This is a genomic window from Bartonella sp. B12(2025), assembly GCF_053795135.1.
The window spans coordinates 731,233-757,241 of record NZ_CP200031.1 but is presented as its reverse complement, the minus strand read 5'-3'; the positions used below and the strand labels follow the sequence as shown (position 1 = coordinate 757,241).

Sequence of the window (26,009 nt, the reverse complement as noted above, 5' to 3'; positions counted from 1 at the left end):
AATTCTTTGGTTAATTTTTCTTGTAGGATTTTGTTATGATAAAAGAGATACATAAAAAGCCGCATGTATTGATTGTTGAAGCGCGTTTCTATGATGGAGTTTCTGATGCACTTCTTGCAGGTGCAGTGAATGTTTTACAAAAAGCAGAAGTAAGTTATGATATTGTGACAGTTCCGGGAGCATTAGAAATACCAAGTGCAATAACTTTTGCCGAAAATAATAATAAAGTATCCTACGATGGTTACGTAGCGCTTGGTTGTGTTATTCGAGGTGAAACATATCATTTTGAAATTGTTGCAAATAACTCTTGTCGGGCATTGATGGATTTAACTGTCCATAAGCAGTTGGCTATTGGAAATGGTATTTTAACTGTTGAAGATGAAAAACTAGCATGGGCGCGCGCAAAGCAAGACGAAAAAAATAAAGGTGGTTTTGCTGCTGAAGCTGCTTTATGTATGATCGCTCTGAAAAAGAGATTTGGAGATAATCATTAAATATGGCTGATATAAAAGGCACATATTTTCCGCGTTCAGCCAATAAACGTGGAGCAGCAAGACTCGCTGCAGTTCAAGCGCTCTATCAAATGGATATAATAGGTTCTGGTGTGATGGAAACGGCAGCTGAGTATGAGGCTTATCATTTAGGAAAAAATATTGATGGAGACCAGTATCTTGATGCTGATTTTCAATGGTTTTTGGCTATTATAACGGGTGTTGCAAAAGATCAAAAACAGCTTGATCCTATGCTTCATCAACAACTTTCTGCAGAGTGGTCACTTTCACGTCTTGATTCTATACTGCGGGCAATTTTGCGTGCAGGTTTATGGGAATTAATCAACCGACAAGATGTACCTGTCGCAGTTGTTGTGAATGAATATATTGATATAGCAAAAGCCTTTTTTGAAGGTGATGAGCCAAAGCTTGTTAATGCAGTTCTTGATAGTATGGCAAAAAAAATTCGTCTTTTAAAATAGGTTACAATCCTAATGCTATTAGGATTGTACGCAGGTTGTTATTATTTAATTATGATTTGGTAAACTCGCGGAACCTTTTATAATTTGAATCAAAAAAGGCTGTTCTTTTGTAGCGGTTGGTGTTGTTTGCGTAATGAAATCAAATACCTGCCCGTCTTGTAGACCATAGTTGGCTACCTTAATAACATGATTGTTTTTATTGAAGTAAATGGCTAAAACTTTGCGATCAATAATTTTTGTCTTCATAAATTGCATCCCACGGTACCGAGTTTGTGAGATATAATAAAAGACCTCATTATCATATTTTGTTTTTAGTGAGGGGGTTCCTAAAGTTAAAATAACTTGCTCCTGACTGGATCCAACAGCGATAGAGTTAAGAGCATTTTTGTCAAGAACGTAACCTTCTTGATATATCTGGCTTGTACCTGAGGAATCAATGATACCACAACCGGAAATTACTGTCATATTTACTGTTAATAGGCCAATCAATAATTTTTGTTTGATTAAGTTCGCTCTGTAGGGCAACTGAAACAATGATATCTCCATTTTATACTTAGATGTATAACAAGAAGGCAACCTCAAGTTTTTTTTAAATTTAGCTTATCTTCCATAGATTACATTGGGTTTGCCTGTTATAAACTAAATTATGCCATATAGAATTTCTTTAGAAAAGAAAAAAATGAATGCAATGTATTTTGGCTCAATAAAAGTGCAGTATATTACATCCATTATTATATCTGGGAGGTGCTAATGAATGTTCAAGATGTTTTTCAAATGACATTTGCTTTGACATATCCAGTGTCAGTGCGTTCGTTATCTTCTAAAGGTATAAGGGTTCATATTTGTGCAAACCAGCGAGAATGTGCACATTTAGCCAAGAATCATGATTTAGTTGAAGTAAAATTTTGTGATGGGAAATTCCATATTTTTCCGTGGAAAAAGCGAGGGATACGTATAAAAGGCCTATTGCAGGCGCGTGTAATACAGTTATGTGTTGTTACGTTAGAACCACTAGAAAATATTCTCTATGAAGATATTGAGGTTTTTTTTGTCCCTGAAAACTCAGATTTGATGAAGCACAAAATATCAGAGAATACAGGAGAATTGTTTTTAGATGTGGAGGGACAAGATACGCCAGAAGTGTTTTATGGCGATAAAATTGATATCGGTGCAGTCATGGAAGAATTTTTTGAATTATCCATTAATCATTATCCACGCAAAGAAGGGGTAAAGATGCGTGCAATTAAAAATTTAGAAGAATCTGAGCAAAAATTATCACCGTTTTCTGTTTTGAAAAATTGGAAGCAATTGTAAAAACATAAAAAAATTGTCTATTGTATACTGTTATAAAAACGGTATTTTCTGCGGAGCTATTTTCGCACGGTGTGCTTTGTGGTTGTTCAATAGCAAAAAATCGTAATATGTGTTTAAAAGCGTAAATAAAAAATGTGGGATATGCAAACGTGATTAGAATTTCTGTGGATGTAATGGGCGGTGATTATGGTCCGGAAGCAACTATTGCAGGAGCTGCAATAGTACAAAAATATTTGTCAAATGTTTATTTTTTGTTTTATGGACTCGAGGAAGTTGTTAAGCCAGTTTTAAAAAAGCACCCTTGTTTGGCTTCTGTTTCGCGCTTCTTTCCCACAGAGACTTATACGCGTATGGATGAGAAGCCAAGCCAAGCACTTCGCAATGGACGCGGTAAATCATCAATGTGGTATGCAATTGAAGCGGTAAAAAATGGCGAAGCTGATGCTTGCATTTCTGCTGGCAATACTGGTGCACTCATGGCAATGTCTTATTTTTGTTTAAAAATGATGGCAGAAGCTGAACGTCCTGGAATTGCAGGTATTTGGCCAACGCTTCGCAGTGAGAGTATTGTTTTGGATATCGGAGCAACGATTGGTGCGTCTGCTAGCCAGTTGGTAGATTTGGCGGTTATGGGGGCAGGTATGTTTCGCGCCTTATATCATACTGAAAAACCAAGTGTTGGGCTTTTAAATGTGGGTGTTGAAGAGGTTAAAGGCCTTTATGCAATAAAAAAGGCGGGAATGATATTGCGTAAACTGCAATTAGAAGGTTTAGAATATAAAGGATTTGTTGAAGGCAATGATATTGGAAATGGGACAGTAGATGTTGTTGTAACGGAGGGGTTTTCTGGTAATATTGCTTTGAAAACAGCAGAAGGGACTGCGCGGCAGATAGGGAAAATCTTAAACTCCGCTATGCGCAGTTCTTTTTTAACATCTCTTGGTTATTTTTTGTCGCGGAGTGCTTTTCGTACACTAAAGTACAAAATGGATCCAGATAGGGTGAATGGTGGAGTACTTTTAGGTTTGAACGGTGTTGTCATAAAAAGTCATGGTAGCGCTAATGCTAATGGTTTTGCTTCTGCTATCCGCGTTGGTTATGAGATGGTTAATAATGGGCTTTTGGAAAAAATAACTGCTGATTTACGGCGGTTTCATGAGGATAAAGAAACACTTTTTGATCAAGATGATGAAGCAACAATGAATGGGGAGAGTATATGGTAAGCTTTTGTAATATAAGTAAAAAAAATAAAGAAAAGGTTAGAACCGAATGATTCGATCAGTTGTTCGTGGTGTAGGAAGTGCCTTGCCCCAAAAAAGCTTATCGAATGATGAGATTGCGAAGTTTGTTGAAACATCAGATTCATGGATTGTTCAGCGTACAGGAATATGTCAGCGTTACATTGCCAATGACAATGAAACAACTGTTTCTTTAGGAGTAGACGCTGCACAAGCTGCGCTTATAAATGCTGGTTTAACAGTAAAAGATATTGATTGTATTATTTTAGCAACTTCGACGCCAAACCACACTTTTCCTGCTTCTGCTGTTGAAATTCAACATGCTTTGGGAATGAGCCATGGATTTGCTTTTGATATTCAAGCTGTTTGTTCTGGCTTTATTTTTGCTTTAGCAACAGGGGATGCCTATTTACGCTGTGGAGTAGCAAAGAGGATTTTAGTTGTTGGATCTGATACATTCTCTCGGATTTTAGATTGGAAAGATCGCGCGACATGTGTTTTATTTGGTGATGGTGCGGGTGCCGCTGTTTTGGAAGCATATGAGAATGGGGATGGTATTGCTTCTGATTGTGGTATATTATCTACAAAATTACGTTCTAATGGTGCGTATAGAGATAAGCTGTATGTTGATGGTGGCCCTTCAACAACGCAAACAACGGGCTATTTACGCATGGAGGGGCGAGAGGTTTTTAAATATGCAGTTGGCATGATAACGGATGTGGTTGATGACTGTTTTGCGGCTGCTAATATAGATTCCTCACAATTGGATTGGTTTGTGCCTCATCAGGCTAATAAACGTATTATTGAAGCATCAGCTAAAAAGTTGGGAATTTCCATAGATAAAGTTGTGATTACTGTTAATCAACATGGGAACACATCTGCAGCATCGGTGCCGTTGGCTTTAACAACGGCTGTTCATGATGGAAGAATTAAAAAAGGAGATCTCGTCATGTTAGAAGCTATGGGAGGTGGGTTTACATGGGGAGCAATTCTTATTCGTTGGTAGATTATAGTCACTTGACCATATTTGAATAAAACGTATAAGTCACTTTGTAATTTTTAATATTTGAATATAGGTGATTATAATGACAAGTAAGACAGTAACGCGTGCAGACTTAGCGAGCGTAGTTTGCAGAAGAGTGGGCTTGTCACACACTGAATCAGCAGCTTTGGTTGAATCGGTTTTGGGTGAAATTTGCAATTCACTTGTGAGAGGTGAAGCAGTTAAATTATCTTCTTTTGCGACTTTTCAAGTACGCAATAAAAATGAACGCGTTGGACGCAATCCAAAAACCGGTGTTGAAGCGCCTATCCCACCGCGACGCGTGGTGACATTTAAGGCTGCGAATATACTTAAACAAAGAATTTTAGATTCACATCGTGCAAGACAAAAAAATAATATTACATAAACAAACGCTGTTACAATGTTTGGTATTTGTTAAAAAAATTGTATAAGGTGGAACTCTATATTTTTTAAAGTAAAAGGGCTTTTTGGTTAAAATGTAGCGATTATGGTCTTATTTTTGACCAATCTTGCTGAAAAATTGAAACTTGATAAGTCCGTTTTGAAATTATTCGTGGTGTTTTAGATAAGGTGTTGTAAAATGAATAAGAGCTCCGATGCTTTTCGCACAATTAGCGAAGTAGCCGAGTTATTGGAGCTTCCACAGCATGTATTAAGATTCTGGGAAACACGTTTTAGGCAGATTAAGCCAATGAAACGTGGGGGAGGAAGGCGTTATTATCGCCCGAGTGATGTTGATTTGCTCAATGGTATTAAGCAGTTACTGTACGATCAGGGTTATACGATAAAAGGTGTGCAACGTCTTTTGAAAGAGAATGGTGTTGCTTTTGTTACTGCATTTGGTAGTGGTGATCTTAACGCCATGAATATTGTAATAGAAAAGAAACATGCAGGACAAACTTTTGAAACTGTCAGCAGTAAACCTAAAAAGTCTTCTTTTGGATTTTTGAATTTCATGAGAAATGAGGGGGAAGCATCTGTCGGTTCTGTTAATGTTTACAAAGACAAAACTGATAAAGCATTGTTGCAAGAAACACTTTTTGAATTAATTGAATGTAAACGTATACTTGATAGAGCACGGTAACAGTAATTTACTGTGCTTTAATTTTTTATCTTTAGGCATTTATTAAACGGCGCAAATCTGGTGCTGTTGCTTCATCTGTTAGTTGTTTAATTGCTTCTTCTAGAGATAAGAAAACTTGATCCGTGCTGCCTAAGCGGCGTATGTTTACGCTATTTGTTTCAGCTTCACGTTTTCCACATACCAAAATTACAGGAATTTTTTGTAAGGAGTGCTCACGTATTTTATAGTTAATTTTTTCATTACGAAGATCTGATGTTGCGGAAAGCCCAGCAGCTTTAAGTCTTGCTGTTATTTTTTTTGCATATTCATTTGCTTCGGATGTAACTGTTGCTACAATAACTTGTTCTGGCGCGAGCCAAAACGGTATATGTCCAGCAAAGTGTTCGATTAATATACCAAGAAAGCGCTCCATTGATCCAAAAATGGCGCGATGAATCATGACTGGTTGATGTTTCTCTGAATTTTTATCAATATAGAATGCACCAAAACGTTCAGGGAGATTAAAGTCTATTTGTGTTGTTCCACATTGCCATTCACGACCGATGGCATCCTTCAAGATATATTCAAATTTTGGGCCATAAAATGCACCTTCTCCTGGAAGGATACTTGTTTTGATTTGTCCTGCAAGTTTTGTCTCAATAGTTTTAAGGACGGACTTCATGATACTTTCCGCATGATCCCATAATGCGTCAGATCCGACTCTTTTTTCTGGACGTGTTGAAAGCTTAAGACTGACTTCTTTAAAACCGAAATCAGCATAAGTTGATAAGATTAAATCATTAATACTGAGGCATTCATCGGCTAATTGCTCATCTGTACAAAAAATATGCGCATCGTCTTGTGTAAAGCTACGTACACGCATAAGGCCGTGTAGAGAGCCAGAAGGTTCATAACGATGGACAAGACCAAATTCAGCAAGTCTAATAGGCAAATCTCGGTAAGATTTTAAACCGTGTTTAAAAATCTGCACATGACCAGGACAATTCATTGGTTTGAGAGCATAAACATTTTCATTATCCCAATCCTCAGCTGCTGGAGTTGCTTTAAACATATTCTCCTTATACCATCCCCAATGGCCAGATATTTCCCAAAGTGATTTATCAAGAACTTGCGGTGCATTAACTTCAGCATATTGATGATCATCAAGACGTCTACGCATGTAATTGATCAAATTTTGGAACATTTTCCAGCCTTTTTTGTGCCAAAAAATCATTCCTGGTCCTTCTTCTTGAAAATGGAATAGATCCATTTCACGTCCTAGGCGGCGATGATCACGTTTTTCAGCTTCTTCTAACATGTGTAGGTAGGTTTTTAAGTCATTTTCGTTCGCAAATGCCGTGCCATAAATTCTCGTTAGCATTGGGTTATTGGCATCGCCACGCCAGTAAGCTCCTGCAACTTTCATCAGTTTGAAAGCATTTCCAATTTGTCCGGTAGATTGCATGTGCGGTCCGCGGCAAAGATCAAACCAATCACCTTGATAATAGACTTTTAAGTCTTGATTTATGGGGATACTATCGATAAGCTCAACCTTATAAAGTTCGCCTTTTTCAGAAAAAATCTTTCTAGCTTTTTCACGAGACCAAATCTCTTTTTTGAAAGGTTTATTGCGTTGAATAATTTCACGCATTTTCTTTTCAATAACGGTGAGATCATCTAATGTAAAAGGTTGTTGACGTGCAAAATCATAATAAAAACCATTTTCAATAACAGGGCCTATTGTTACTTGAGTTTCAGGAAAGAGCTCCTGTACTGCTTCAGCTAGGACATGTGCACAATCGTGACGTATGAGCTCAAGAGCACGGGGATCTTCTCGGGTAATGATTTCTATTTGACCAGATTGCTCTAATGAATCCGATAAATCTCGAATGCTTCCATTGAGATTATAGGCAACAGCTTTTTTTGCAAGTGATTTAGAAATGGATGCTGCCAATTCCAAGCCAGTCATTTTTGCGGGGTAATCACGTTTTGAACCATCAGGAAAGGAAAGAGAAACAGAGCAAGACATAAAACACCCCTTTAATCCAATTCCGCAAACGATCACGGATGGTTTTATAAAAACTTAATAATAATTAGTTAAGGTCAATAGGCATATTTTTTATCAACACGCGCGAAAAAAGGAAAGGACTATTTGTTGTGCTTTACAGAAATTTTCCAGTAACGCCAAGGTTTATAAAAACAACAAGAGTTTCCAAGAGAGGTAGGAACTGGATCAAGTCCATATGTTCCAAATGGTCCACAACGCATAATACGAAAAAGTCCTATCCACGCTCCAGCCCACAATCCATGACGTGCGATTGCTTCATAAGTATATTCTGAACAGGTTGGTGCGTGGCGACACTGATTTCCTATAAAACTAGAAAGCGTTATTTGATAAAAACGTATCAGTAGAATTCCAAGTAGTCGTCCAGGCGTTTTTTGCCAAGGACCCGTATAATTTCGAGTTTGTCTCTTTTTTTGTTGAGGCTGTGGTTCAAGCATTTATTTTTCTTCAATTTGTTCGATACAGTCTATAGTCGCATCAAAGGGAAGCATTGTTGATGCATGACGCGCTTTGTATCCTTTAATGGGTTGCAAGCAGGAAAACGCTTCAAATGGGGCTTGAGGAGGTGGGCCATCTTTCGTTAACATACGGTAGATAATATCACGTAAAATTTTAAGATTTTGTGTTGTTTGTCCTATGATATGAGAGGCTAAAAGCGAAGCAGAAGCTTGTCCGAGTACACATGCATGCACTTCATGGGCGAAATCTGTAACGATGCAATTTTCTACTTTTAGATCTACAGTGACTGTTGAACCGCAAAGACGTGCATGTTTTTTTGACGTTGCATCTGGATCATTAAGACGCCCAATTTTGCTTATATGTGCGGCATATTTCAGTATTTTATCACTATAGATATTGTCAATCATGAGCTATTGCTTGAAATTTTGAGAGTTGTGATTGTTTAAGCTTTTAATTTACTTATATAGAGATTATACACAATAAAATAGGTATGTAGCAAATGCTTTGTATAAGGTAAGCTTGGAGTTTTTAAATGCATAATGTTGTTAAAGGAGCTACGATAGACTCATTTTTATCTGAGAAAAAGTGCCCTAGCTTTGAAGAGGTGGAAGCAGCAATTCGTACATTGCTATTATGGGTTGGGGAAAATCCAAATCGAGAAGGCCTTTTAGAAACTCCGGGGCGTGTTGCTAAAGCATATCGCGAACTTTTTGCTGGTTATAGCAAATCAGTTGAACAGATCTTAGGCACGGTTTTTGAAGAAGTTTCAGGATACAATGAATCAATAATAGTAAAAAATATCCCTTTTTACTCACATTGTGAACATCATATGATTCCAATTGTTGGTAAAGTTCATATTGGGTATCTCCCTGAGACAAAGATTGTTGGCCTTTCAAAAATTGCGCGTGTTGTAGATGTTTTTGCTCGTCGTTTACAGACACAAGAGGCTATGACAGCTCAAGTGGCGAATGCTTTAGAAGTGCATCTGAAGCCGCGTGGTGTTGCGGTATTGGTCGAGGCTGAGCACATGTGTATGGCTATGAGAGGGATCCAAAAGCAAGGTGCTACAACGATTACGACAAGTTTTCATGGTTGTTATGAAAAAGATCAAGGTATACGAGCTAATTTTATGATGATGGCTCAAAGATCATAGTAAAGCTTATATTTTAATGGTTTATATTGGGTGATAAGTCGTTCAGGTAAAAATAAATTATGGGAAAAGGAAAATAAGCTTGTGCCTTGCTTTATGATTTGTTAAAGCCAGAAAATCAGCATGTTCTGCTTCACCATGTGCGGTCGTGGCGGAATTGGTAGACGCGCAGCGTTGAGGTCGCTGTGGGGTGACCCGTGGAAGTTCGAGTCTTCTCGACCGCACCATTTAAATTTTCTATAGTGGGGGTGAGTTGTATTATATTTAAAGGGATGCTGTTTTGTGCATTGTAGCTGGTTTTTTCTTTGTGTATTATTTGTTAATGTGTTCCTAGTAATGGTCTCATTTCAGTTCTTTGGACATTTTGTTCTTTTATCTGTGGATTTGAAATGTTGAATATTTTCAATGGGGGCTGAGTGGTGTTGTAGTGAGAAGTACAGTATTTTTAAAGTATTTAACATTCTTTATTTGTGTTTCTTTATTAACAGCATGCAGCAGATCGCGTGCTGTACTTTGGCATGGGGTACATGCAACACCATCTATGATTTCAGTGCAAAGGGAAGTTGAAGGTAGGCCGATTCTTCCGAAAGCTACTGTTCCAGTATATGTTGCAACAAGTCGTATGATGCAAAACAGCTATTCTCAGCCTTATGGGGCAGAGCGATCAAATAAAGTGCATTATAATCGCGTTGACGTGGGAATCCCTCAACAACATGTGAAAGGTATTGTTGAAATAAACGCGTATAGACCCACTCACGATAAGTACTTTGCAGCAGTGGCGTTGCAAAAGTACAATAACAAAGAACAGTTTAAGCAGGAATTAAATGCTGCTTTAGAAAAAAAAACAAAAGGAAAAAGAGAAATTTTCCTTTTTATTCATGGCTATAATAACAATTTTGCAGATGGCACATTTCGTACAGCTCAGTTTACATACGATTATTCTTTAAATGTTGTCGCCGTACATTATTCGTGGCCTTCTGCTGGCTCAATACCTCTTTACATTTACGATCGTGATAGTGCCAATTTTGCGCGTGATGGATTAATAGAACTCTTGACGCTCATAAGTGAAACCAATGCTGATCAAATTTCGGTTATTGCGCATTCTATGGGTAATTTTGTCATAATGGAAGCATTTAGAACCTTAGCATTACAGGGAAAATATAAACCTATTCACCGTATTACAAGTTTCTTAATGGCAGCGCCGGATATTGATATTGATGTGTTTGAACGTCAACTTAATGATATTAAGAAACTGCCTCAACCAACAGCCATTTTGGTATCTCGTGCGGATAAAGCTCTCGCTGTTTCTGGGCGTCTTACGGGTGGACATCACCGGGTAGGGGATGGTTCAGATATTGAAATGTTGCGTAAAAATGGAATAAGTGTCCTTGATTTTTCTCATGTGGATGGTGGAACACACAATGTCTTTGCATCTTCACCAACCTTGATGGCTCTTTCTCGAGAAGGTTCTTTAGCTTCAACAATTATGCAGGGGACAGAATTATCACCCAGCCAAGCGCTTCTTGCTGATAGCAGTAGTGTGTTGGAGAAAACAACACATCTTATTCTTTATACACCTGTCCGTCTTTTAACCCCACTAGCTTCACATTAAGTGTGAAAGGGGTGGAGATTTTCCATCAAATATAAATTAATGGCGAACAACGTTTTTTTAGCACTTTCTTTAGAATGACTTTGTAAAGTAAAAATAAATAGCGGGATGAATGTAAAAACCAGTCATTAGGTGAGTTCATGATGGTTGCACGAAAACGCTATGCCAATACGCTTACATTAGTTGATTATTTATCTCATTCCGCAGTTAAGTTATTAGATATTCATGCTATGCTTTCGAAGGTGAGAGAAGATAATATGGGGAAAAAGCCAAATTTATTGCATCAAATTGATTCCACAAAAAAGCAGTTGGATGAGATAAGTCATGCTCTTATTTTAGAATATCGTAAACGCCAAGAAAATGAGCGCTTTTTAAAACAAATTTTGGTATCAATTTCTGATCAGCTTTTTTCACTTAATAATGGTTTCAAAGAAAGTGGACGCCTTTTCTTTCAGGAGATTAGAATACTTCAATCTCAGATACAGTATTTTTACGAGGCTAAGAAGAGACAACATGCATTGGATAGCCAAGAACCTTTTTATTCTCCATCAAAAATTGATGAAGTCATTAAACAGTTACAAAAAGCACGAGAAAAGCTTATTGTTGAAAGCCCACATCTCTTTGAAAAAGAATATTAAAGCTAAAAACAAAATATTTTTTGAACTAAGTACGTTTGTAAAGATATTTTCAACCTCATAGAAAATAGTGCAGTTAGAAGTCTACAGCTTTTTTAAGGAAAAAAGCAAATTCTTATCGTGAAGTTTCTATAATAAAGTCTTCTGATTCTTTTAGTCGTAAAATTTATGGTATAGGCCATTAGAATATTGCATAGCTTTCACAGCACAACTTGGCAGAATTCAAAACATTAATAGAAAAAGTTGATAAATAAAGGATACATTTATAGAATCAAATTGGAAGAAGCTATTCCCTAGCTTTTATTCAGACGCTCTACACCTTGAAAAAGAGTTTTAAAATAAAAATCCCGTGTGTAATAAAAGTATGTGGTGCCCCCAGAGAGACTCGAACTCCCGACCCCCTGATTACAAATCAGATGCTCTACCAACTGAGCTATAAGGGCACAACGGCGCAAAAGGTAGCACAAACTCACAAAAAGAAAAATAGAAAATATCAGTTTTTGTGCATATTTCTAAAAAATTATGTTATAAATTATAAAATAATCAGCTCCTTTAGTTTTTACATAGTTTACAGGCAATGTTGGATATTATTTCCAATACTGACAGAAGTATTGATAGAAGATCGCCATTTCGTTATAGGAATTACGAATCTGGAGAAGGTGATTGATTAGAAAGATATTTTTCCAGCCAGTGAATATTATAATTACCCTCTGCTATATCTTGATTATTAATGAGATCACGAAAGAGAGGCAATGTGGTTTTTATCCCATCCACCACAAATTCATCTAAAGCACGCCGTAAACGCATCATGCATTCTAAGCGAGTACGTCCATGAACAATCAGCTTTCCAATCATACTATCATAATAAGGAGGAATACGGTAACCTGAATAAGCACCTGAATCGACGCGAATTCCTAATCCTCCAGGTGTATGAAAATGTGTAATGATTCCTGGTGATGGAGTGAAGTTAACAGGATCTTCCGCATTAATACGGCATTCAATAGCATGGCCAGAGAAGCAGACATCGTCTTGTGTAACTGAAAGTTTACAGCCCGATGCAATATGAATTTGTTCATGAACTAAATCTATACCTGTAATCGCTTCAGTTACAGGATGCTCGACTTGTAAGCGTGTATTCATCTCAATAAAGTAGAACTCGCCATTTTCATAAAGAAACTCAATGGTACCCGCTCCACGATATCCAAGTTGTGCGCAGGCATTTGCGACAATACCACCAATTTTTTTTCGTTCAGCTTCATTAAGTGCAGGTGACGTAGCTTCTTCCCATATTTTTTGATGACGTCGTTGCAGTGAACAATCGCGTTCTCCTAAATGAATAGCATTCCCTGTTCCATCACCTATAACTTGAATTTCAATATGACGGGGGTTTTCTAGATATTTTTCGATATATACTGCGCCATCACCAAAAGCCGCTTCCGCTTCTGAACGGGTTGTTTTGAGAGCTATAGCAAAGTCTTGTTCAGAATGGACGACTTTCATACCGCGTCCACCACCACCGGCAGAAGCTTTAATAATAACTGGATAACCAATTTTACGAGCAGCGCGTAAAGCATCTGCTTCTTCAGTGACAGCTCCGTCTGAACCAGGGACTACAGGAACTCCAAGTTTTTGAGCGGTTTTCTTTGCTTCGATTTTGTTGCCCATGATTTGAATATGTTCAGCCGTTGGACCGATGAATGTGATATTATGGGCTTCTAGAACATTTGCAAATTTTGCATTCTCAGAAAGGAAGCCATAGCCCGGATGAACAGCATCAGCGCCTGTAATCTCGCACGCGGCAATAATTTGATGAACACTCAAATAAGAATCGCGTACTGGGGGAGGGCCAATACAAACACTTTCGTCAGCAAGACGAACATGCATTGCATCAGCGTCAGCAGTAGAGTGAATGGCTACGGTTTTTATTCCAAGTTCTTTGCAGGCTCGCAGAACGCGAAGAGCAATTTCTCCCCGATTGGCAATGAGGATTTTTCGAATCATAGTTGCCCTCGCTTTATTCAACAACAACAAGTGGTTCACCAAACTCAACGGGTTGGCCATCTTTGACGAAAATAGTGGTCACTGTGCCTGAGCGCGGTGATGGAATTTGATTCATCGTTTTCATCGCTTCAATAATAAGTAATGTTTGTCCTTCAGAAACATTTTGCCCTACCTCTACAAAAGATTGTGCACCTGGTGAAGGTGCAAGATATGCTGTACCAACCATTGGAGATGTTACTGCATTCTTTGATTTGTCTTCTTGTGTAGGAGTTTCAGTCGTTGATGCTGAAAGAGAAGAAGCTACGGCAACAGTAGGTGTGGAAACGGGAGCATAAATTGTTTGCTCGGGAATGGCGGAGGCATTTTGACGTGATACACAAATACGAAGTCCACCCTGTTCAAGTTCAATATTGGTTAGATTTGTATCATTCAAGATTTCAGCAAGGTCGCGGATAATTTTCGTATTAATTGCGGTATGTTTTGCAGCGTCCGTTTTTTTCGTTGCCATTTTATTTCTAACTCCTTGATCAATGAAGAGTGTCATTATTTAATTTTTATGACTGAATATTTTTAGATTACGGATAACCTTTTTGAAGATTCTATTAAAACTTATTTACTTTTTTAGAACTATATTTTGCAATTTAAAATCAGTATCTGCTACGCGAGATTGTATCTATAAGCCTGTTGTCAAAAAAGAGGAAGCACGAAATCACCTAATTTACGGTATACTCTTAATAAATCTGATGAGTTAAAGAAGAACGCTTACTGTAAATTTTCTATGGATTCTTTTAAAATATCTTGTGTTGAGGCTCCGATGAGCACTTTATCACCAATGATATAAGATGGTGTACCCGTAATATTGATTGCGGAAGCAATTTGAATATTTGCTTTAAAGAAATTTTGGAGATTAGGATCTTTTATTGCATTGCGCAGTCTTTCTTCATCTGCTCCTAATGAAACTGCGATTTTTATAGCCTTAGCCTCAGTTGCGCGACTTTTATTATTTAAAAGCGCTTTATGAAACTGAGGATATTTCTCTGGAAATTGTTGCCGAAAAGCATAGGCAACGGTATGCGCTCCCATAGAATCAGGTCCCAAAATTGGTAAATCTTTAATAATAACTCGTAGATCTGGGTATTCTTTTATTAAGTTTTCTATATATGAATAAGACATCTTACAATACTTGCAATTGTAATCAAAAAAATCAACAAGAACTTTTTTACCATTTGGATTTCCTAAAACAGCATCATAAGGAGACTGAAAAATTTCCTTTTTTAACAAATTGATGATTGAAGCTTGTTCTTGGGTTTTTTGCTCTCTTTGCTTTTCCATCTTTTCTTGAAGGATAAGTTGCATTTTAATCATAATTTCTGGATTAGTGAGTAAGTAATCTCTTATAATTCTTTGAATATCGTGATCGTTAATACGTGGTGTAATCTTTTCTTTGAGCTTAGATAAAAAAGTATGATCTTCTAGAAGTTGTATCTTAAGGTTTTCTGCATTCAAATAATTTTCTGTTTTTCTGCTTGATGTTGCGTTTGATACAAAAGATGGGCAGATTAAAATGCTCAACATGATTGTTGCTAAAAATTTTGCAATAAGCGTTGCTTTTGAATGTTGAGGCTTATGGGTCATTTATATGGCTTTATGTTTCTAGTGTAATGTTGGGTAAACTCTACGAAAACTTATTGCCTATGTGCAATAAAAAACTTAACTGACAGTATAAATCTAATAGGTTGAAGAGAAAAGATCAATTTTTTTCTAAGAAAGTTTAATATGAAACATATTTTGCGATAATTATGTTCTTTAACGGCTAAAATTTCCTCTCTTTTTTATCAAATACTGTTTTTATTTATGATGATATCAAAGATCTTTTTATGCATATTTGTTGTGGAAAAAAGCACATTGATAATCCAAGTAAGAGCGTTTGTATTGACTTTTTACTGTTTCTTTATTGAGCACAATGAAATAAATGAAATCTAATACGAAAAGAAAAATTATGAAAACCACTATGCATTATGACCTGTTTATTATTGGTGGGGGAATAAATGGATCGGGATTGGCGAGAGACGCAGCTGGGCGCGGCTTTAAAGTGGGATTGGCGGAGATGAATGATCTTGCATCAGGGACGTCAAGTGCATCGACGAAGCTTATTCATGGTGGTCTTCGTTATCTTGAACAATATGAGTTCAGACTGGTTCGTGAAGCGTTAAAAGAGCGCGAGATTATTTGGCGTATGGCTCCACATATTGTGCGTCCTTTGCGTTTTCTTCTCCCTCATCATAAAGAGTTGCGTCCTGCTTGGATGTTGCGTTTTGGACTTTTCATTTATGATTATCTAGGTAACTGGAATCAAAAACTGTGGCGCACTAAAACGGTTAATTTTTCAAAAAACTTTTGCTTTACACTTAAGAAAGAGTATCAGAGAGGTTTTGAATATTCTGATGCAAGAGTAGATGATGCACGTTTGGTAATTGCTAATGCTCGTGATGCAGAAAAGCAGGGCGCTGATATAAAAGTACGGACAGAAGTTCTTTCTTTAAAGAGAGAAAAAAATAGATGGCTTATAACTCTTCACAATAAATTAAGTAGCAAAGAATACTGCGTCACGGCCTCTTATGTTGCGAATATGACAGGCCCATGGATTAATCATATTTTGAAAAATGTATTAGACTGTAAAGAGCATCCACCTGTACGACTTGTCAAAGGTTCTCATATTCTGGTTCCCAAGCTTTATGCCCATGATCGTGCTTATATTTTTCAAAATGGTGATGGGCGTATTATATTTTCTATTCCGTATCAAGAAGAGTTTACATTGCTTGGAACAACAGATTGTGACTATCAGGGTAGTCTTGCTGATGTTCATATTACGGATGCAGAGATTGAATATATCTGTACAGCAGCGAGTAAATATTTCATACAACCCGTATTGCGTGAGAATATTGTCTGGACATACTCTGGTATTCGTCCGCTCTATGATGATGGAGCTTCAAAAGCACAAGAAATCACACGTGATTACGTTCTAAAAGAAATGGGTACAGAAAGTGAGCCACGGATTCTGAATCTTTATGGCGGTAAGATTACAACTTATCGCAAGCTAGCTGAAGATGCGATGAAATTTGTTGAAAAAGCGCTTGGGACAAAGGGAGCTCCGTGGACAAAAAACTCAACGCTTCCTGGGGGAGATTTTCCGTATAATAGGCTAGATACCATTGAAAATGAGATCGCTCTTTTGGTTCCAGATTTAGATGCTTTTACATACCGCAGACTTGCACGTTCTTATGGTTCGGAGGCGCTAGTGATATTTGCAAATGCTAAAGCAGATAAAGGAAAAGATTTTGGACATGGACTTTATGAAGTAGAAGTCAAGTGGTTAATGGAAAAGGAATGGGCTAAAACATGTGAAGATGTGTTATGGCGCCGTTCAAAACTTGGGCTTTTTTTTAATGAGAAAGAGATTGATGTTCTTTCTGCCTATATGCAAACTCAAAAAGAGATCAAATAAGATTTATGATAATCCATCTTTACAGCAGCACATTATAGTAACACTTATTCACGCACTAAATTGAAAAACATTGAAGGAAAGCAAGCTATAATGATACGATTCGTATAATGTTTCTGTTTATTGTTTATCAGACTCAGAATATCTTAGATACTGTTTTGGATAATGCAGGTATAATCTTAAAGGATAGTATGAGTGGCGGGAAAAACCATTCAAATGAATTTTTATTTACAATTTCATGTCGTATAATACTACTTGCGTAATCATATATCTAAAAATCGTCCCGTTAAGAACAGTATATTGTGCTCTTTCTTTTGGATTTCACAAAAGTTTAAGTTTAGGTCAATTGAGAAAGGCAATTGGATAAAAGTGGGTGTTTATATTTTTAGGCGATACTTAAAGAGAACCAAACTTTCTGTAAAGTAGAAAAGTGGAGAGCTGTGTGTGTGAATGGAAAGCACTTAATGGAGATGAAAGAGTAATTTTTTTATGATATTTTATGCTCCTCCATCGTCAGTAAAATTTGCAGTAGCGCCAATGTTGGGCTGGACAGATAAACATTGCAGATTTTTTTATCGCCTTTTAACGAAAAAGGCGCTCCTTTATACTGAAATGATTGTAGCTGATGCTGTAATCCATGGTGTTCGTGAAGAACTGTTGGCTTTGAAGCATAAAGAACATCCAATTGCATTGCAATTAGGGGGAGCAGATCCCAAAAAATTGGCAGAGGCTGCAAAAATTGCTGAAGAATTTGGTTATGACGAAATAAATCTCAATGTTGGTTGCCCATCAAATCGTGTTCAAGCAGGCGTGTTTGGTGCTTGTTTGATGCTGCATCCTGACATTGTAGCAAGTGCTGTAGAAGCGATGAAGCAAGTGGTTACCATACCTGTAACTGTAAAATGTCGTGTTGGTGTGGACGAGCAGGATGAAGAATTAGCTTTAGATCTTTTAGCTGATAAAGTTTGGAATGCTGGGTGTGATGCACTCTGGGTACATGCACGTAAAGCGTGGTTACAAGGATTAAGTCCGAAAGAAAATCGCAATATTCCTCCACTTAATTATAAAAGGGTTTATAAATTAAAACGTAAATATCCTCATAAATTCATTGGAATAAATGGTGGAATTAAATCGATTTATGAGATCAAAGAACATTTGACTTTGTGTGATGCTAGCATGGTTGGTCGACAAGTTTATCATGATCCAGCTTTGTTAAAGCATATTGATTTTGAAATATACGGTGAACCCAAAAATGATCTTAGTGATAGTGATCTTATTGAGGTCATGTGTGATTATGCTGCTCGACACATCGCGTTAGGAGGGCGGCTTTCACATGTGACACGTCATATGATTGGTTTATTTCATGGTCGGGATGGTGCACGTCGATGGCGACAAATATTATCAAATGATGCAACAAAAACAGATGCAGGTGTGCATGTTTTGAAAGAAGCTTTTTCTGTCCTCATTTAATAGCAGTTTACAGTTTAACATATGTTAAAGCTTAGATTCTTTAAAGTTTTATTTTTTACGAAAATTTTGAATAATCCAGGTTTGTAAATTTCAGAAAGCTATCATCTTTATCATGGAGAGAATATCACTCCCATATGTTAAATAGTGTACTGATCAATGCCGCTCAATATGGAAATAGGTTAAGATCATAATTTAAAAATATAGGATAAGAGATTTATAATACTCCTAAATTGTAACTTAGGAAAAAAATCATTTGGTGAAAAAATATAGTACAAAATAAGTTTGTTAATTAATATTTTATGCTTTTAAAATGCTGCTTTTAAAAAACCAACAAATTATTCATATCCTGTATATATGATGAGATTCTAGTTAAACATTGTAGACTTGAGAAGGTATTTTCATGACCGTTAGTCCATTTGATGATTTTCGTGCTTTACTCACAAATTTACCTGCTGCTGATGAGTTTTCTATAACTTTGGCAAAAAAACGGCAAACAAAATTAACAAAAGCTAAAGGAGCTTTAGGAAAGTTGGGAGATATTGCAGTTTGGTATGCGGGATGGAGAGGAACAGAAAAGCCTATCGTAAAGCGACCCTTGGTAGCTATTTTTTCTGGAAATCATGGCGTTACAGAAGAGAATGTTACACCATTTCCGCAATCTATGACACAAAAGATGGTACAGAATTTTGCAACTGGTGGTGCTGCTATTAATCAAATTTGTATAGCTTATGATCTTGGATTGAAGATATTTGATCTAGCACTGGAATATCCAACAATGAATATTACCAAAGATGCGGCAATGGACGAGCGTAGTGCGGCTGCTACAATGGCATTTGGAATGGAATCCATTGCTGGTGGAACAGATCTCTTGTGTATAGGTGAAATGGGTATTGGAAACACAACAGTAGCTTCAGCTTTATGTTTAGCATTGTTTGGTGGAAAAGTTGAGGAATGGACAGGAAAAGGCATGGAATCTGAAGGGGAATTTCATCAGCGTAAAATATCAGCAGTCAAGATAGCGGTTTCTTTACATAAGAATCATCTTAAGGATCCTTTTGAAATAATGCGTCGCTTAGGGGGACGTGAAATTGCCGCTATGGTTGGCGCCATTTTAGCGGCAAGAATGGAAAAAGTGCCGGTTATTTTAGATGGTTTTGTAGCAACAGCAGCAGCAGCGGTACTTTATAAAATACATCCAAGAGCTCTTGATCATACTCTTGTTGGGCATGTTTCCTCTGAACCAGCACATCGTAAACTTTTAAAAAAAATTAGCAAAGAACCGCTTTTAGATTTGGAAATGCGTCTTGGTGAAGGGACAGGCGCAGCCATGGCGGCTGGTATTGTCAAGGCTGCTGTGTTAACCCATACACAAATGGCGACTTTTGAACAAGAAGATTTGACTGCTTAAAGATGATATCGTTTTTAAAGATTGAAAGAAGTTTTTAAGAGTTTTGTTCACTCGCTTTTTCGTGTAATTTTATGTAATTGAGTGGAAGTTCGGTTGTGTATTTAATCTGTTCTATTGCGAAAGAGGATGAGACGTCACGAATATCAATTTTAGCAATTAATTTCTTGTAAAAAAGATCATAAGCTTCAATATTAGGAACGACAACACGTAATAAATAGTCGATATCTCCGCTCATTCTATAAAATTCAATCACTTCACAAAATTCCTGTGCAATTTTAGAAAGGCGCTTAAACCATTCATGGTTGTGTGTGTGTGTACGAATAAAAACAAAAACAGTAACGTGTGCATTTACTTTTTCTGGAGAAAGGACTGCAACACGACGCTGAATAACACCATCTTCTTCAAGTTTTTGAATTCTGCGCCAGCAAGGAGTTGTTGAAAGTCCAACTTTTTTAGCGATATCAGCGACAGAGAGTGTCGCATTTTCTTGCAAAAGATGTAAAATTTTTCGATCAAGACGATCCATATTTTCTCTCAATATTTAATTTATAAAAGTTTACGCACTAAATTACGTAGGTATACAATAAGCTCATCGTCAAACCATGGTTTTTTCTGTAACCATGAAGTATTTCGCCATGATGGATGAGGTAAAGGCATGACATTATAGCCTCGAGGTTGACGTATGGAAAGAATGTTTTTCCAATCACTGACGGTTGCTGAAACAGTTTTATGTTTTAACTTTGCAATATGCCACTTTTGCGCATAACTTCCAATAGCAAGGACAAGCTTTATTTGTGGCATAGCTTGAAATACTTTTTCATGCCATATTTCACGGCATTCACGTCTTGGCGGTAAATCAGATTTATTTTTATCATAACCTGGAAAACAAAATCCCATAGGAACAATAGCAAAGAGAGATCTATTATAAAATTCCTCTTTTGTTACGTTGAGCCAATTACGCAATCTTTCGCCAGAACGATCATTAAAAGGAATAGAACTTTCATGTACACGTAACCCTGGTGCTTGACCTGCGATTGCAATCAAAGCTGTGTTGGATAAATAAACTACAGGTTTGGGTTCATGAGGAAGTGGAGGAAGATAACGTGGTTGTTGGATACAAACACGACAGGAATAAATTTTTTTTTCAAGTCTGATAATTTGGCTACAGTGTGGTTGTTTCATTGGAAAATAAGAGATTAAAGAATGTGTTTAAGAAAAAATATTTTCCTTATTCTGTTTGAGAATGTGCTCTTCGCCATTTTCTCGGTCGTTGAAAACTTGATTGCCATATTCCTTTTTTTTTCTTTCTAGCTTCTTGCTCTTCTTTAGGGTAATCATAATAACTTACAGCCCAACCGTTACGTACAAGCGTTGCATTGATATTGCTAACTTGTTTTGTTCCACATGTCGCAAGGATGCGGTGATATTTATCTTTTTTATACCAGTGACATGTAACAGGATGGTTTGTTATGAGTTGTTTTAAATATTTTTTTGCTTCGAGTCCGCATGGATAACGCATTTGCTTTCTGCCACAAAATTGCTGAAGCTCAGGAGCATCAATCCCTAAAAGCCGAATCTTTACAGAAGAAATCGTGATTGTATCGCCATCAATAACTAGCGCATTCCCTTTGATAGATGCTTTAGAAACAAAAGTTGTCCTTTGTGGAGGTGTATGAGTCTTCTTGAAATAAGATGTTATAGTTATGAGAATAGCAGTCGCAACAAGAGTGCTAAAACCAATAATTTTTAGGTCAAAGATTCTTATATTAAAATGAGAAAAATTTTTTTTCATGGATAAAAAATTGCTACTATAACATGTTTTATTTAGCGAGCATCATTTATAATTTCCGTAAAAAATCTTGTCTCATTCTAATGAGAAAGTTTTGTTATATTTAATACATTTTGGTTATATATCAAAACATACAAAACGCACTATCATGATACAGATAGGCAAGAAAAAAATAAATCATCTCATCCAAGTTTGTACAAAGCATACAAATTATCGGTACACTATCCCCATCAGAAAATAACTCTTAAAAACAACAAAACTGCATTCAGCTTCAATTATAGAATTTATCACTTAAACGGTATAATGTGCTATTTAATTTTTGTTTCTTTAAATTCAACGTGTTTTTTTACAATTGGATCATATTTACGTTTGCTCATTTTCTCTGTCATCGTACGACTGTTTTTCTTTGCTACATAGAAAAAACCAGTATCTGCAGTTGACAAAAGCTTGATCTTTACAGTTGCTGCCTTAGCCATAATTAAGAATCCTATTTATACTGAAAACGATATCATATTGCTATAAAAATTTATTTCTGATGTAATCAGATTTTGTGGCAACACTACGGATGTTCTAAAAAAAGTCAAGAGCTGATTAATTCCCTCATGAGTTGTGCAAACACCAAGATAATATATAAGTTAAAAAACAAGTTATTGCTTCTGAAAAATCAAATGGTTTAAAGGTGGTATTCACTGTCTGTCTAATAATGATTAATCCAGTGAGCATACCAATCCCATAACATAAGATAAAAGTAGAATTAGCAGTAAAAAATTCATGCCTTTTGAGATGTGCACCTAGATGTGCAAGCCCGATCGTATAAAGACCTGCGGATACGCCACCGAGGAGAAAGCGATAAACATAAAAAAATCATTGGTATTTTGTTCTCCATGGTATCATAAAACTTCCAACAAAACCTAAGATAGCGTGACCCATAAGAGAATAACACCGATCTTTTGTATAATCACTTATAAAACTGATAAGGATTAAGAGAAAAATATCAAGCGCGGGTATTGTTATAAAGTGTGTAACTTTATTCTCATTATATCCTATGAATAGACTGAAGGGGGTTATAAGAGTTAATGCTTTTATTTGGATAGCACCCTAAATAAGTACTGTCATTATTGAGATTGGAATATAGAAAAGATAGAGAACAAATAGCGTACGTTATTTTTTTGTCTGGACTTAATTTCCAAGCCGCGAGAATTGGTATAGCTGTAAGTACAGTTTAGTAGCAAAGGGTATAAACCTTTGTTTTCCTAATTTTGTGAATAGTGTATGATCTACCGCAAATGCTAACCCTAATAATAGCATAAATTAAAAGTACCAAAGCACGTTTTTTAGGTGATACACAACTGTTGGTTCAAAACTCCGACAGTATAAACATTACTATCATGGTAAAATGTAATACAAATCTTAAAATGAACTAAATCCGTATTTGTTTGAAAAAAAATAGAATCCTAGAAAGCTCAAATGCTCTATGAATATCGTAACCATTATTGTTTGGAAAATACCTAATTATAAGATGATTTGAGTTGTAAAAGCGGCTGCAATAGTCATAACGATTCTATCGACTGTTCAGCTATAGCCGATGGCACTATTTAAAATAGCTTTCTTAGTCATTAGAGGTGAAACAAGTTATGTTCCCATTCCGAATGCTATTCCAACGATACTAATGGTTGTAATCATTGCACGCAAAAAATTAATTATTTTAAGGATTCAAAACTTTTTATCATGAGGATGGTTTACATTGTGCCTTCACTCATTTGGTTGATGAAATTTTTATTTGTAATAAAAAGATACAAATCTATTCTTTGCAGAGATTCCAAATTATTCAATATGGAAAATTTTTCCATATTAAAGAATGGTAATTGTATACATAAAATAATATAATTATAGCTACATTGTGGCTTAGATATTATTTTAAAATTATTGATACTTTTGATTTTATTATTAATATTTAATTGAATGGTATGGCGCGAAGCTTAATTGCCTTTCACAATATTTTTATTTTAAAAAATATTGTGATGATGGTTTTAATTTTTAGCTAATATTTTTTCTTCCATAAGAATCATATTTTTGTTTTTTTGTCATAAATTTGCTTTTATGGTAGGATAAAGGTGAAAAGGTTATTGGACGAGGCTCTGTTAATAGTTCAAAGCATAAAGAACCAGAAAATGGCTGTACTGTTATAAGTTTCACCTCTACCGTATCACTCAGTTGATACCCTTTATGGCTGCGCTTTCCTACAAGAATATGTTGTACTTCATCAAAATAATAATAATCATTTTTAAGTGTAGAAATATGCACAAAACCATCTGCATTGAGTTTATCAAGTGATATAAAAAGACCCGCTTTTGTGACTCCAGAAACACGACCTGTAAAGGTACGGCCGATTTTGTCGGCTAAATAGTGTGCGACAAGCCGATCAATGGTTTCTCTTTCAGCTATCATTGCACGGCGCTCATATAAAGAAATTTGTGTGGCGATTTCTGCAAGATTTTGTTCTTGTGTATCTGTTAATTGGTCATTCCCGAGTTTTAGGGCTTTAATGAGTGCCCGATGAATAATAAGATCAGCATAACGACGGATCGGTGATGTAAAATGTGTATAGTTGTGTAAGTTCAAACCAAAATGTCCGATATTTTTAGGATTATATTCTGCTTGAGATTGCGCGCGCAAAATAACCTGATTGACCAATTCTTGTTGTTGGGTATTCATGACCTTTGCTAAAATGCTATTAAGACGTGCTGATGTAAGCTCTGCACCTCGAGAGAGTGATATCCCCAAACTTTTAAGAAAACTTCTCAGTACTTCTTGTTTTGCAAGAGAGGGTTTATCATGGATACGATAGATGAGGGGCTGATGATATTCTTTTAATGTTTCAGAAGCTGCAATATTGGCTTGTATCATGAACTCTTCAATCAAACGATGTGCTTCTAGGTGTGGCTCTATTAAAACATCTTTAATACATCCATTTTGGTCAAGAATAATCTTTTTTTCTGCTATTTCTAATTCCAGCGGTTGTCGACGATTCCGCGCAGTTTTGAGGCATTCATAAGCTTCCCATAATGGTTGCAAGACACTCTCGAAAAAGGGAGCTATTTTTTCATTTATATTTCCCTCAATTGCTAATTGTATTTCTTGATAAGAGAGCTTAGCTACCACACGCACCATAATACGATGAAAACTATGTCTTCGTTTGTTACCGTTTGCATCAAAAACCATACGAACTGCCAAAGCTGGCCTTTCTTTTCCTTCACGCAGAGAACATAAATTATTAGAAATACGTTCTGGAAGCATTGGCACAACATGATCGGGAAAATAAACAGAATTGCCCCGTTTTAATGCTTCTTTATCTAAAGCACTTCCCGTTTTTATATAGTAAGAAACATCTGCAATCGCGACGATAACAATCCAACCTCCACTATTTGCAGGATCTTTATCTTTTATTGCATAAACGGCATCATCATGGTCTTTTGCATCTGGTGGATCAATTGTAACAAGCGGTAATTGCCGCCAATCTTCGCGATTTTCTATGCTGGCAGGTTTTACATTTTTTACTTGCTCAAGAACACCTTCAGGAAAAATATAAGGAATTCTTTTTGAAAGAAGAGCAATCATTGAGAGTGTTTTTTCACTATCAATGCGTCCTAAAACATTCTTTATTTGTGCACTTTTTAATCCATAACCAGTATTTTTTTTTATTTCGATTTCAACGAGATCGCCAGATCTTATCTTTATTTTTGAAGACGTATCAATAATCACTTCGTCGGACTTGCGTTCTATAGGATCGAGGCGCCATTGACCATTTTCTAATTTTCGTACAATGCCAAACGTGTTCTTCTTTGGCTCATCAATTTTACGAATAATTCGCCCTGTATAAGAGGCGCTTTTATTTCTAAAAATTTTTGCAAGAACATGGTCTCCAATACCAATGTTTATTCCTTTTATGCGATGAAAAGGGAGTATTTCAATATTTGGTTTTGGATAACTTTCCCACTCAAGGGGGTGTGCAATAAAACCGCCATCTTCATCGCGTTCACTAATTTTTACTAAAGCAACCGATGGCAATTTTCCTTTGTTTATTGCCTTTTTACGTTGTTTTGATATTAAGTTTTGATCCTTCAATTCACGCAATATACCCCTTAACCAGATACGAGAATCGCCTTTTAAGTTAAAAGCTTTGGCGATTTCACGTTTACTTGATCGGTCAGGATTCTCATTAATAAAGGAGAGAATTTCTTCTTTATTGGGCAGATGTTCCATATTAAATGACTGGAAATATGTTGTTTTTTTTTCACTTTTGGCCAAA

The 26,009-nt window shown here is 36.4% G+C and carries 25 protein-coding genes and 2 tRNA genes; 14 read left to right on the top strand and 13 right to left on the bottom strand.

Annotated elements, in window-relative coordinates; translation table 11 throughout:
* Window positions 1-35 precede the first annotated feature (35 nt).
* Both V3564_RS03400 and nusB read left to right on the top strand, forming a co-directional pair.
* Window positions 36-494 carry a 6,7-dimethyl-8-ribityllumazine synthase gene (locus V3564_RS03400; RefSeq protein WP_455481407.1) on the top strand — a complete coding sequence of 153 codons (459 nt, stop codon included), beginning with the start codon at window positions 36-38 and terminating at the stop codon, window positions 492-494.
* Between the two features lie 2 nt (window positions 495-496).
* Window positions 497-973 (top strand): transcription antitermination factor NusB, encoded by a 477-nt coding sequence (gene nusB, locus V3564_RS03395; protein WP_455481406.1) that lies wholly within the window; start codon window positions 497-499, stop codon window positions 971-973.
* 45 nt (window positions 974-1,018) lie between these two features.
* On the opposite strand, the gene V3564_RS03390 is transcribed toward nusB, so the two are convergent.
* On the bottom strand, window positions 1,019-1,519 hold the full coding sequence (locus V3564_RS03390) for an outer membrane protein assembly factor BamE (RefSeq protein WP_455481405.1): 501 nt from the start codon (window positions 1,517-1,519) through the stop codon (window positions 1,019-1,021).
* Window positions 1,520-1,723: 204 nt separating this feature from the next.
* Here V3564_RS03390 and V3564_RS03385 point away from each other — a divergent pair, with 204 nt between their 5' ends.
* The 5 genes from V3564_RS03385 (at window position 1,724) to V3564_RS03365 (ending at window position 5,633) form a co-directional block, all read left to right on the top strand.
* Window positions 1,724-2,287 carry a YceD family protein gene (locus V3564_RS03385; protein ID WP_455481404.1) on the top strand — a complete coding sequence of 188 codons (564 nt, stop codon included), beginning with the start codon at window positions 1,724-1,726 and terminating at the stop codon, window positions 2,285-2,287.
* Window positions 2,288-2,436: 149 nt separating this feature from the next.
* Window positions 2,437-3,510 carry a phosphate acyltransferase PlsX gene (gene plsX / locus V3564_RS03380; RefSeq protein WP_455481403.1) on the top strand — a complete coding sequence of 358 codons (1,074 nt, stop codon included), beginning with the start codon at window positions 2,437-2,439 and terminating at the stop codon, window positions 3,508-3,510.
* A 46-nt stretch (window positions 3,511-3,556) separates the two neighbouring features.
* Entirely contained in the window at window positions 3,557-4,531 is a 975-nt protein-coding gene (locus tag V3564_RS03375) for a beta-ketoacyl-ACP synthase III (protein ID WP_455481402.1), read from the top strand.
* 79 nt (window positions 4,532-4,610) lie between these two features.
* Window positions 4,611-4,934, top strand: coding sequence for an integration host factor subunit alpha (locus tag V3564_RS03370; protein ID WP_455481401.1), 324 nt, complete (start codon window positions 4,611-4,613; stop codon window positions 4,932-4,934).
* A 195-nt stretch (window positions 4,935-5,129) separates the two neighbouring features.
* Entirely contained in the window at window positions 5,130-5,633 is a 504-nt protein-coding gene (locus tag V3564_RS03365; protein ID WP_455481400.1) for a MerR family transcriptional regulator, read from the top strand.
* Between the two features lie 31 nt (window positions 5,634-5,664).
* Here the strand turns inward: V3564_RS03365 and thrS are convergent, their stop codons facing one another.
* The 3 genes from thrS to V3564_RS03350 form a co-directional block, all read right to left on the bottom strand.
* Window positions 5,665-7,641: a threonine--tRNA ligase gene (gene thrS, locus V3564_RS03360; RefSeq protein WP_455481399.1), complete on the bottom strand. Its 1,977-nt coding sequence runs from the start codon at window positions 7,639-7,641 to the stop codon at window positions 5,665-5,667.
* A gap of 119 nt (window positions 7,642-7,760) precedes the next feature.
* The gene (gene yidD / locus V3564_RS03355) at window positions 7,761-8,114 is read right to left on the bottom strand and encodes a membrane protein insertion efficiency factor YidD (protein ID WP_455481398.1); all 354 of its coding nucleotides are present in this window, start codon (window positions 8,112-8,114) and stop codon (window positions 7,761-7,763) included.
* Window positions 8,115-8,543 (bottom strand): iron-sulfur cluster assembly scaffold protein, encoded by a 429-nt coding sequence (locus V3564_RS03350; protein WP_455481397.1) that lies wholly within the window; start codon window positions 8,541-8,543, stop codon window positions 8,115-8,117.
* Between the two features lie 125 nt (window positions 8,544-8,668).
* On the opposite strand from V3564_RS03350, the gene folE reads away from it, so the two are divergent.
* The 4 genes from folE (at window position 8,669) to V3564_RS03330 (ending at window position 11,533) form a co-directional block, all read left to right on the top strand.
* Window positions 8,669-9,289, top strand: coding sequence for a GTP cyclohydrolase I FolE (gene folE, locus V3564_RS03345; protein WP_455481396.1), 621 nt, complete (start codon window positions 8,669-8,671; stop codon window positions 9,287-9,289).
* Between the two features lie 139 nt (window positions 9,290-9,428).
* Window positions 9,429-9,513, top strand: a tRNA-Leu gene (locus tag V3564_RS03340).
* A 200-nt stretch (window positions 9,514-9,713) separates the two neighbouring features.
* Window positions 9,714-10,898 (top strand): alpha/beta hydrolase, encoded by a 1,185-nt coding sequence (locus V3564_RS03335; protein WP_455481395.1) that lies wholly within the window; start codon window positions 9,714-9,716, stop codon window positions 10,896-10,898.
* A gap of 140 nt (window positions 10,899-11,038) precedes the next feature.
* Window positions 11,039-11,533: a hypothetical protein gene (locus tag V3564_RS03330; protein ID WP_455481448.1), complete on the top strand. Its 495-nt coding sequence runs from the start codon at window positions 11,039-11,041 to the stop codon at window positions 11,531-11,533.
* Window positions 11,534-11,897: 364 nt separating this feature from the next.
* Here V3564_RS03330 and V3564_RS03325 read toward each other — a convergent pair.
* The 4 genes from V3564_RS03325 to V3564_RS03310 form a co-directional block, all read right to left on the bottom strand.
* Window positions 11,898-11,973 (bottom strand) — tRNA-Thr (locus V3564_RS03325).
* Window positions 11,974-12,172: 199 nt separating this feature from the next.
* Window positions 12,173-13,531 (bottom strand): acetyl-CoA carboxylase biotin carboxylase subunit, encoded by a 1,359-nt coding sequence (accC, locus tag V3564_RS03320; protein WP_455481394.1) that lies wholly within the window; start codon window positions 13,529-13,531, stop codon window positions 12,173-12,175.
* Between the two features lie 13 nt (window positions 13,532-13,544).
* A complete protein-coding gene (gene accB / locus V3564_RS03315) occupies window positions 13,545-14,039 on the bottom strand; it encodes an acetyl-CoA carboxylase biotin carboxyl carrier protein (protein ID WP_455481393.1) in 495 nt (164 codons plus the stop codon).
* A gap of 254 nt (window positions 14,040-14,293) precedes the next feature.
* Window positions 14,294-15,166, bottom strand: coding sequence for a DsbA family protein (locus V3564_RS03310; protein ID WP_455481392.1), 873 nt, complete (start codon window positions 15,164-15,166; stop codon window positions 14,294-14,296).
* 364 nt (window positions 15,167-15,530) lie between these two features.
* On the opposite strand from V3564_RS03310, the gene glpD reads away from it, so the two are divergent.
* The 3 genes from glpD (at window position 15,531) to cobT (ending at window position 19,911) form a co-directional block, all read left to right on the top strand.
* A complete protein-coding gene (glpD, locus tag V3564_RS03305) occupies window positions 15,531-17,036 on the top strand; it encodes a glycerol-3-phosphate dehydrogenase (protein WP_455481391.1) in 1,506 nt (501 codons plus the stop codon).
* Window positions 17,037-17,522: 486 nt separating this feature from the next.
* Window positions 17,523-18,503 carry a tRNA dihydrouridine(20/20a) synthase DusA gene (dusA, locus tag V3564_RS03300; RefSeq protein WP_455481390.1) on the top strand — a complete coding sequence of 327 codons (981 nt, stop codon included), beginning with the start codon at window positions 17,523-17,525 and terminating at the stop codon, window positions 18,501-18,503.
* Between the two features lie 400 nt (window positions 18,504-18,903).
* Window positions 18,904-19,911, top strand: a complete 1,008-nt coding sequence (gene cobT, locus V3564_RS03295) for a nicotinate-nucleotide--dimethylbenzimidazole phosphoribosyltransferase (protein ID WP_455481389.1) — start codon at window positions 18,904-18,906, stop codon at window positions 19,909-19,911.
* Between the two features lie 34 nt (window positions 19,912-19,945).
* Here the strand turns inward: cobT and V3564_RS03290 are convergent, their stop codons facing one another.
* From V3564_RS03290 to rnr, 5 genes are all read right to left on the bottom strand, one after another.
* Complete coding sequence (locus V3564_RS03290; RefSeq protein ID WP_455481388.1) at window positions 19,946-20,437, bottom strand: Lrp/AsnC family transcriptional regulator; 492 nt, start codon at window positions 20,435-20,437, stop codon at window positions 19,946-19,948.
* 20 nt (window positions 20,438-20,457) lie between these two features.
* Window positions 20,458-21,093, bottom strand: coding sequence for a uracil-DNA glycosylase family protein (locus tag V3564_RS03285; protein ID WP_455481387.1), 636 nt, complete (start codon window positions 21,091-21,093; stop codon window positions 20,458-20,460).
* A gap of 46 nt (window positions 21,094-21,139) precedes the next feature.
* Entirely contained in the window at window positions 21,140-21,703 is a 564-nt protein-coding gene (locus V3564_RS03280) for a thermonuclease family protein (RefSeq protein ID WP_455481386.1), read from the bottom strand.
* Between the two features lie 305 nt (window positions 21,704-22,008).
* Window positions 22,009-22,176 (bottom strand): 50S ribosomal protein L33, encoded by a 168-nt coding sequence (rpmG, locus tag V3564_RS03275; RefSeq protein WP_455481385.1) that lies wholly within the window; start codon window positions 22,174-22,176, stop codon window positions 22,009-22,011.
* 1,561 nt (window positions 22,177-23,737) lie between these two features.
* Entirely contained in the window at window positions 23,738-26,008 is a 2,271-nt protein-coding gene (gene rnr, locus V3564_RS03270) for a ribonuclease R (RefSeq protein WP_455481384.1), read from the bottom strand.
* Between the last annotated feature and the right edge of the window lies 1 nt (window position 26,009).

Excerpts from the sequence above, each read along its gene's own strand:
- V3564_RS03285 (WP_455481387.1), bottom strand. The coding sequence starts at position 21,093 with ATGAAACAACCACACTGTAGCCAAATTATCAGACTTGAAAAAAAAATT.
- nusB (WP_455481406.1), top strand. The coding sequence starts at position 497 with ATGGCTGATATAAAAGGCACATATTTTCCGCGTTCAGCCAATAAACGT.
- rpmG (WP_455481385.1), bottom strand. The coding sequence starts at position 22,176 with ATGGCTAAGGCAGCAACTGTAAAGATCAAGCTTTTGTCAACTGCAGAT.
- thrS (WP_455481399.1), bottom strand. The coding sequence starts at position 7,641 with ATGTCTTGCTCTGTTTCTCTTTCCTTTCCTGATGGTTCAAAACGTGAT.
- V3564_RS03280 (WP_455481386.1), bottom strand. The coding sequence starts at position 21,703 with ATGAAAAAAAATTTTTCTCATTTTAATATAAGAATCTTTGACCTAAAA.
- dusA (WP_455481390.1), top strand. The coding sequence starts at position 17,523 with ATGATATTTTATGCTCCTCCATCGTCAGTAAAATTTGCAGTAGCGCCA.
- V3564_RS03385 (WP_455481404.1), top strand. The coding sequence starts at position 1,724 with ATGAATGTTCAAGATGTTTTTCAAATGACATTTGCTTTGACATATCCA.
- V3564_RS03310 (WP_455481392.1), bottom strand. The coding sequence starts at position 15,166 with ATGACCCATAAGCCTCAACATTCAAAAGCAACGCTTATTGCAAAATTT.
- V3564_RS03400 (WP_455481407.1), top strand. The coding sequence starts at position 36 with ATGATAAAAGAGATACATAAAAAGCCGCATGTATTGATTGTTGAAGCG.
- accC (WP_455481394.1), bottom strand. The coding sequence starts at position 13,531 with ATGATTCGAAAAATCCTCATTGCCAATCGGGGAGAAATTGCTCTTCGC.
- V3564_RS03370 (WP_455481401.1), top strand. The coding sequence starts at position 4,611 with ATGACAAGTAAGACAGTAACGCGTGCAGACTTAGCGAGCGTAGTTTGC.
- cobT (WP_455481389.1), top strand. The coding sequence starts at position 18,904 with ATGACCGTTAGTCCATTTGATGATTTTCGTGCTTTACTCACAAATTTA.
- V3564_RS03290 (WP_455481388.1), bottom strand. The coding sequence starts at position 20,437 with ATGGATCGTCTTGATCGAAAAATTTTACATCTTTTGCAAGAAAATGCG.
- V3564_RS03365 (WP_455481400.1), top strand. The coding sequence starts at position 5,130 with ATGAATAAGAGCTCCGATGCTTTTCGCACAATTAGCGAAGTAGCCGAG.
- V3564_RS03330 (WP_455481448.1), top strand. The coding sequence starts at position 11,039 with ATGGTTGCACGAAAACGCTATGCCAATACGCTTACATTAGTTGATTAT.
- yidD (WP_455481398.1), bottom strand. The coding sequence starts at position 8,114 with ATGCTTGAACCACAGCCTCAACAAAAAAAGAGACAAACTCGAAATTAT.
- accB (WP_455481393.1), bottom strand. The coding sequence starts at position 14,039 with ATGGCAACGAAAAAAACGGACGCTGCAAAACATACCGCAATTAATACG.
- V3564_RS03390 (WP_455481405.1), bottom strand. The coding sequence starts at position 1,519 with ATGGAGATATCATTGTTTCAGTTGCCCTACAGAGCGAACTTAATCAAA.
- V3564_RS03375 (WP_455481402.1), top strand. The coding sequence starts at position 3,557 with ATGATTCGATCAGTTGTTCGTGGTGTAGGAAGTGCCTTGCCCCAAAAA.
- folE (WP_455481396.1), top strand. The coding sequence starts at position 8,669 with ATGCATAATGTTGTTAAAGGAGCTACGATAGACTCATTTTTATCTGAG.
- glpD (WP_455481391.1), top strand. The coding sequence starts at position 15,531 with ATGAAAACCACTATGCATTATGACCTGTTTATTATTGGTGGGGGAATA.
- V3564_RS03350 (WP_455481397.1), bottom strand. The coding sequence starts at position 8,543 with ATGATTGACAATATCTATAGTGATAAAATACTGAAATATGCCGCACAT.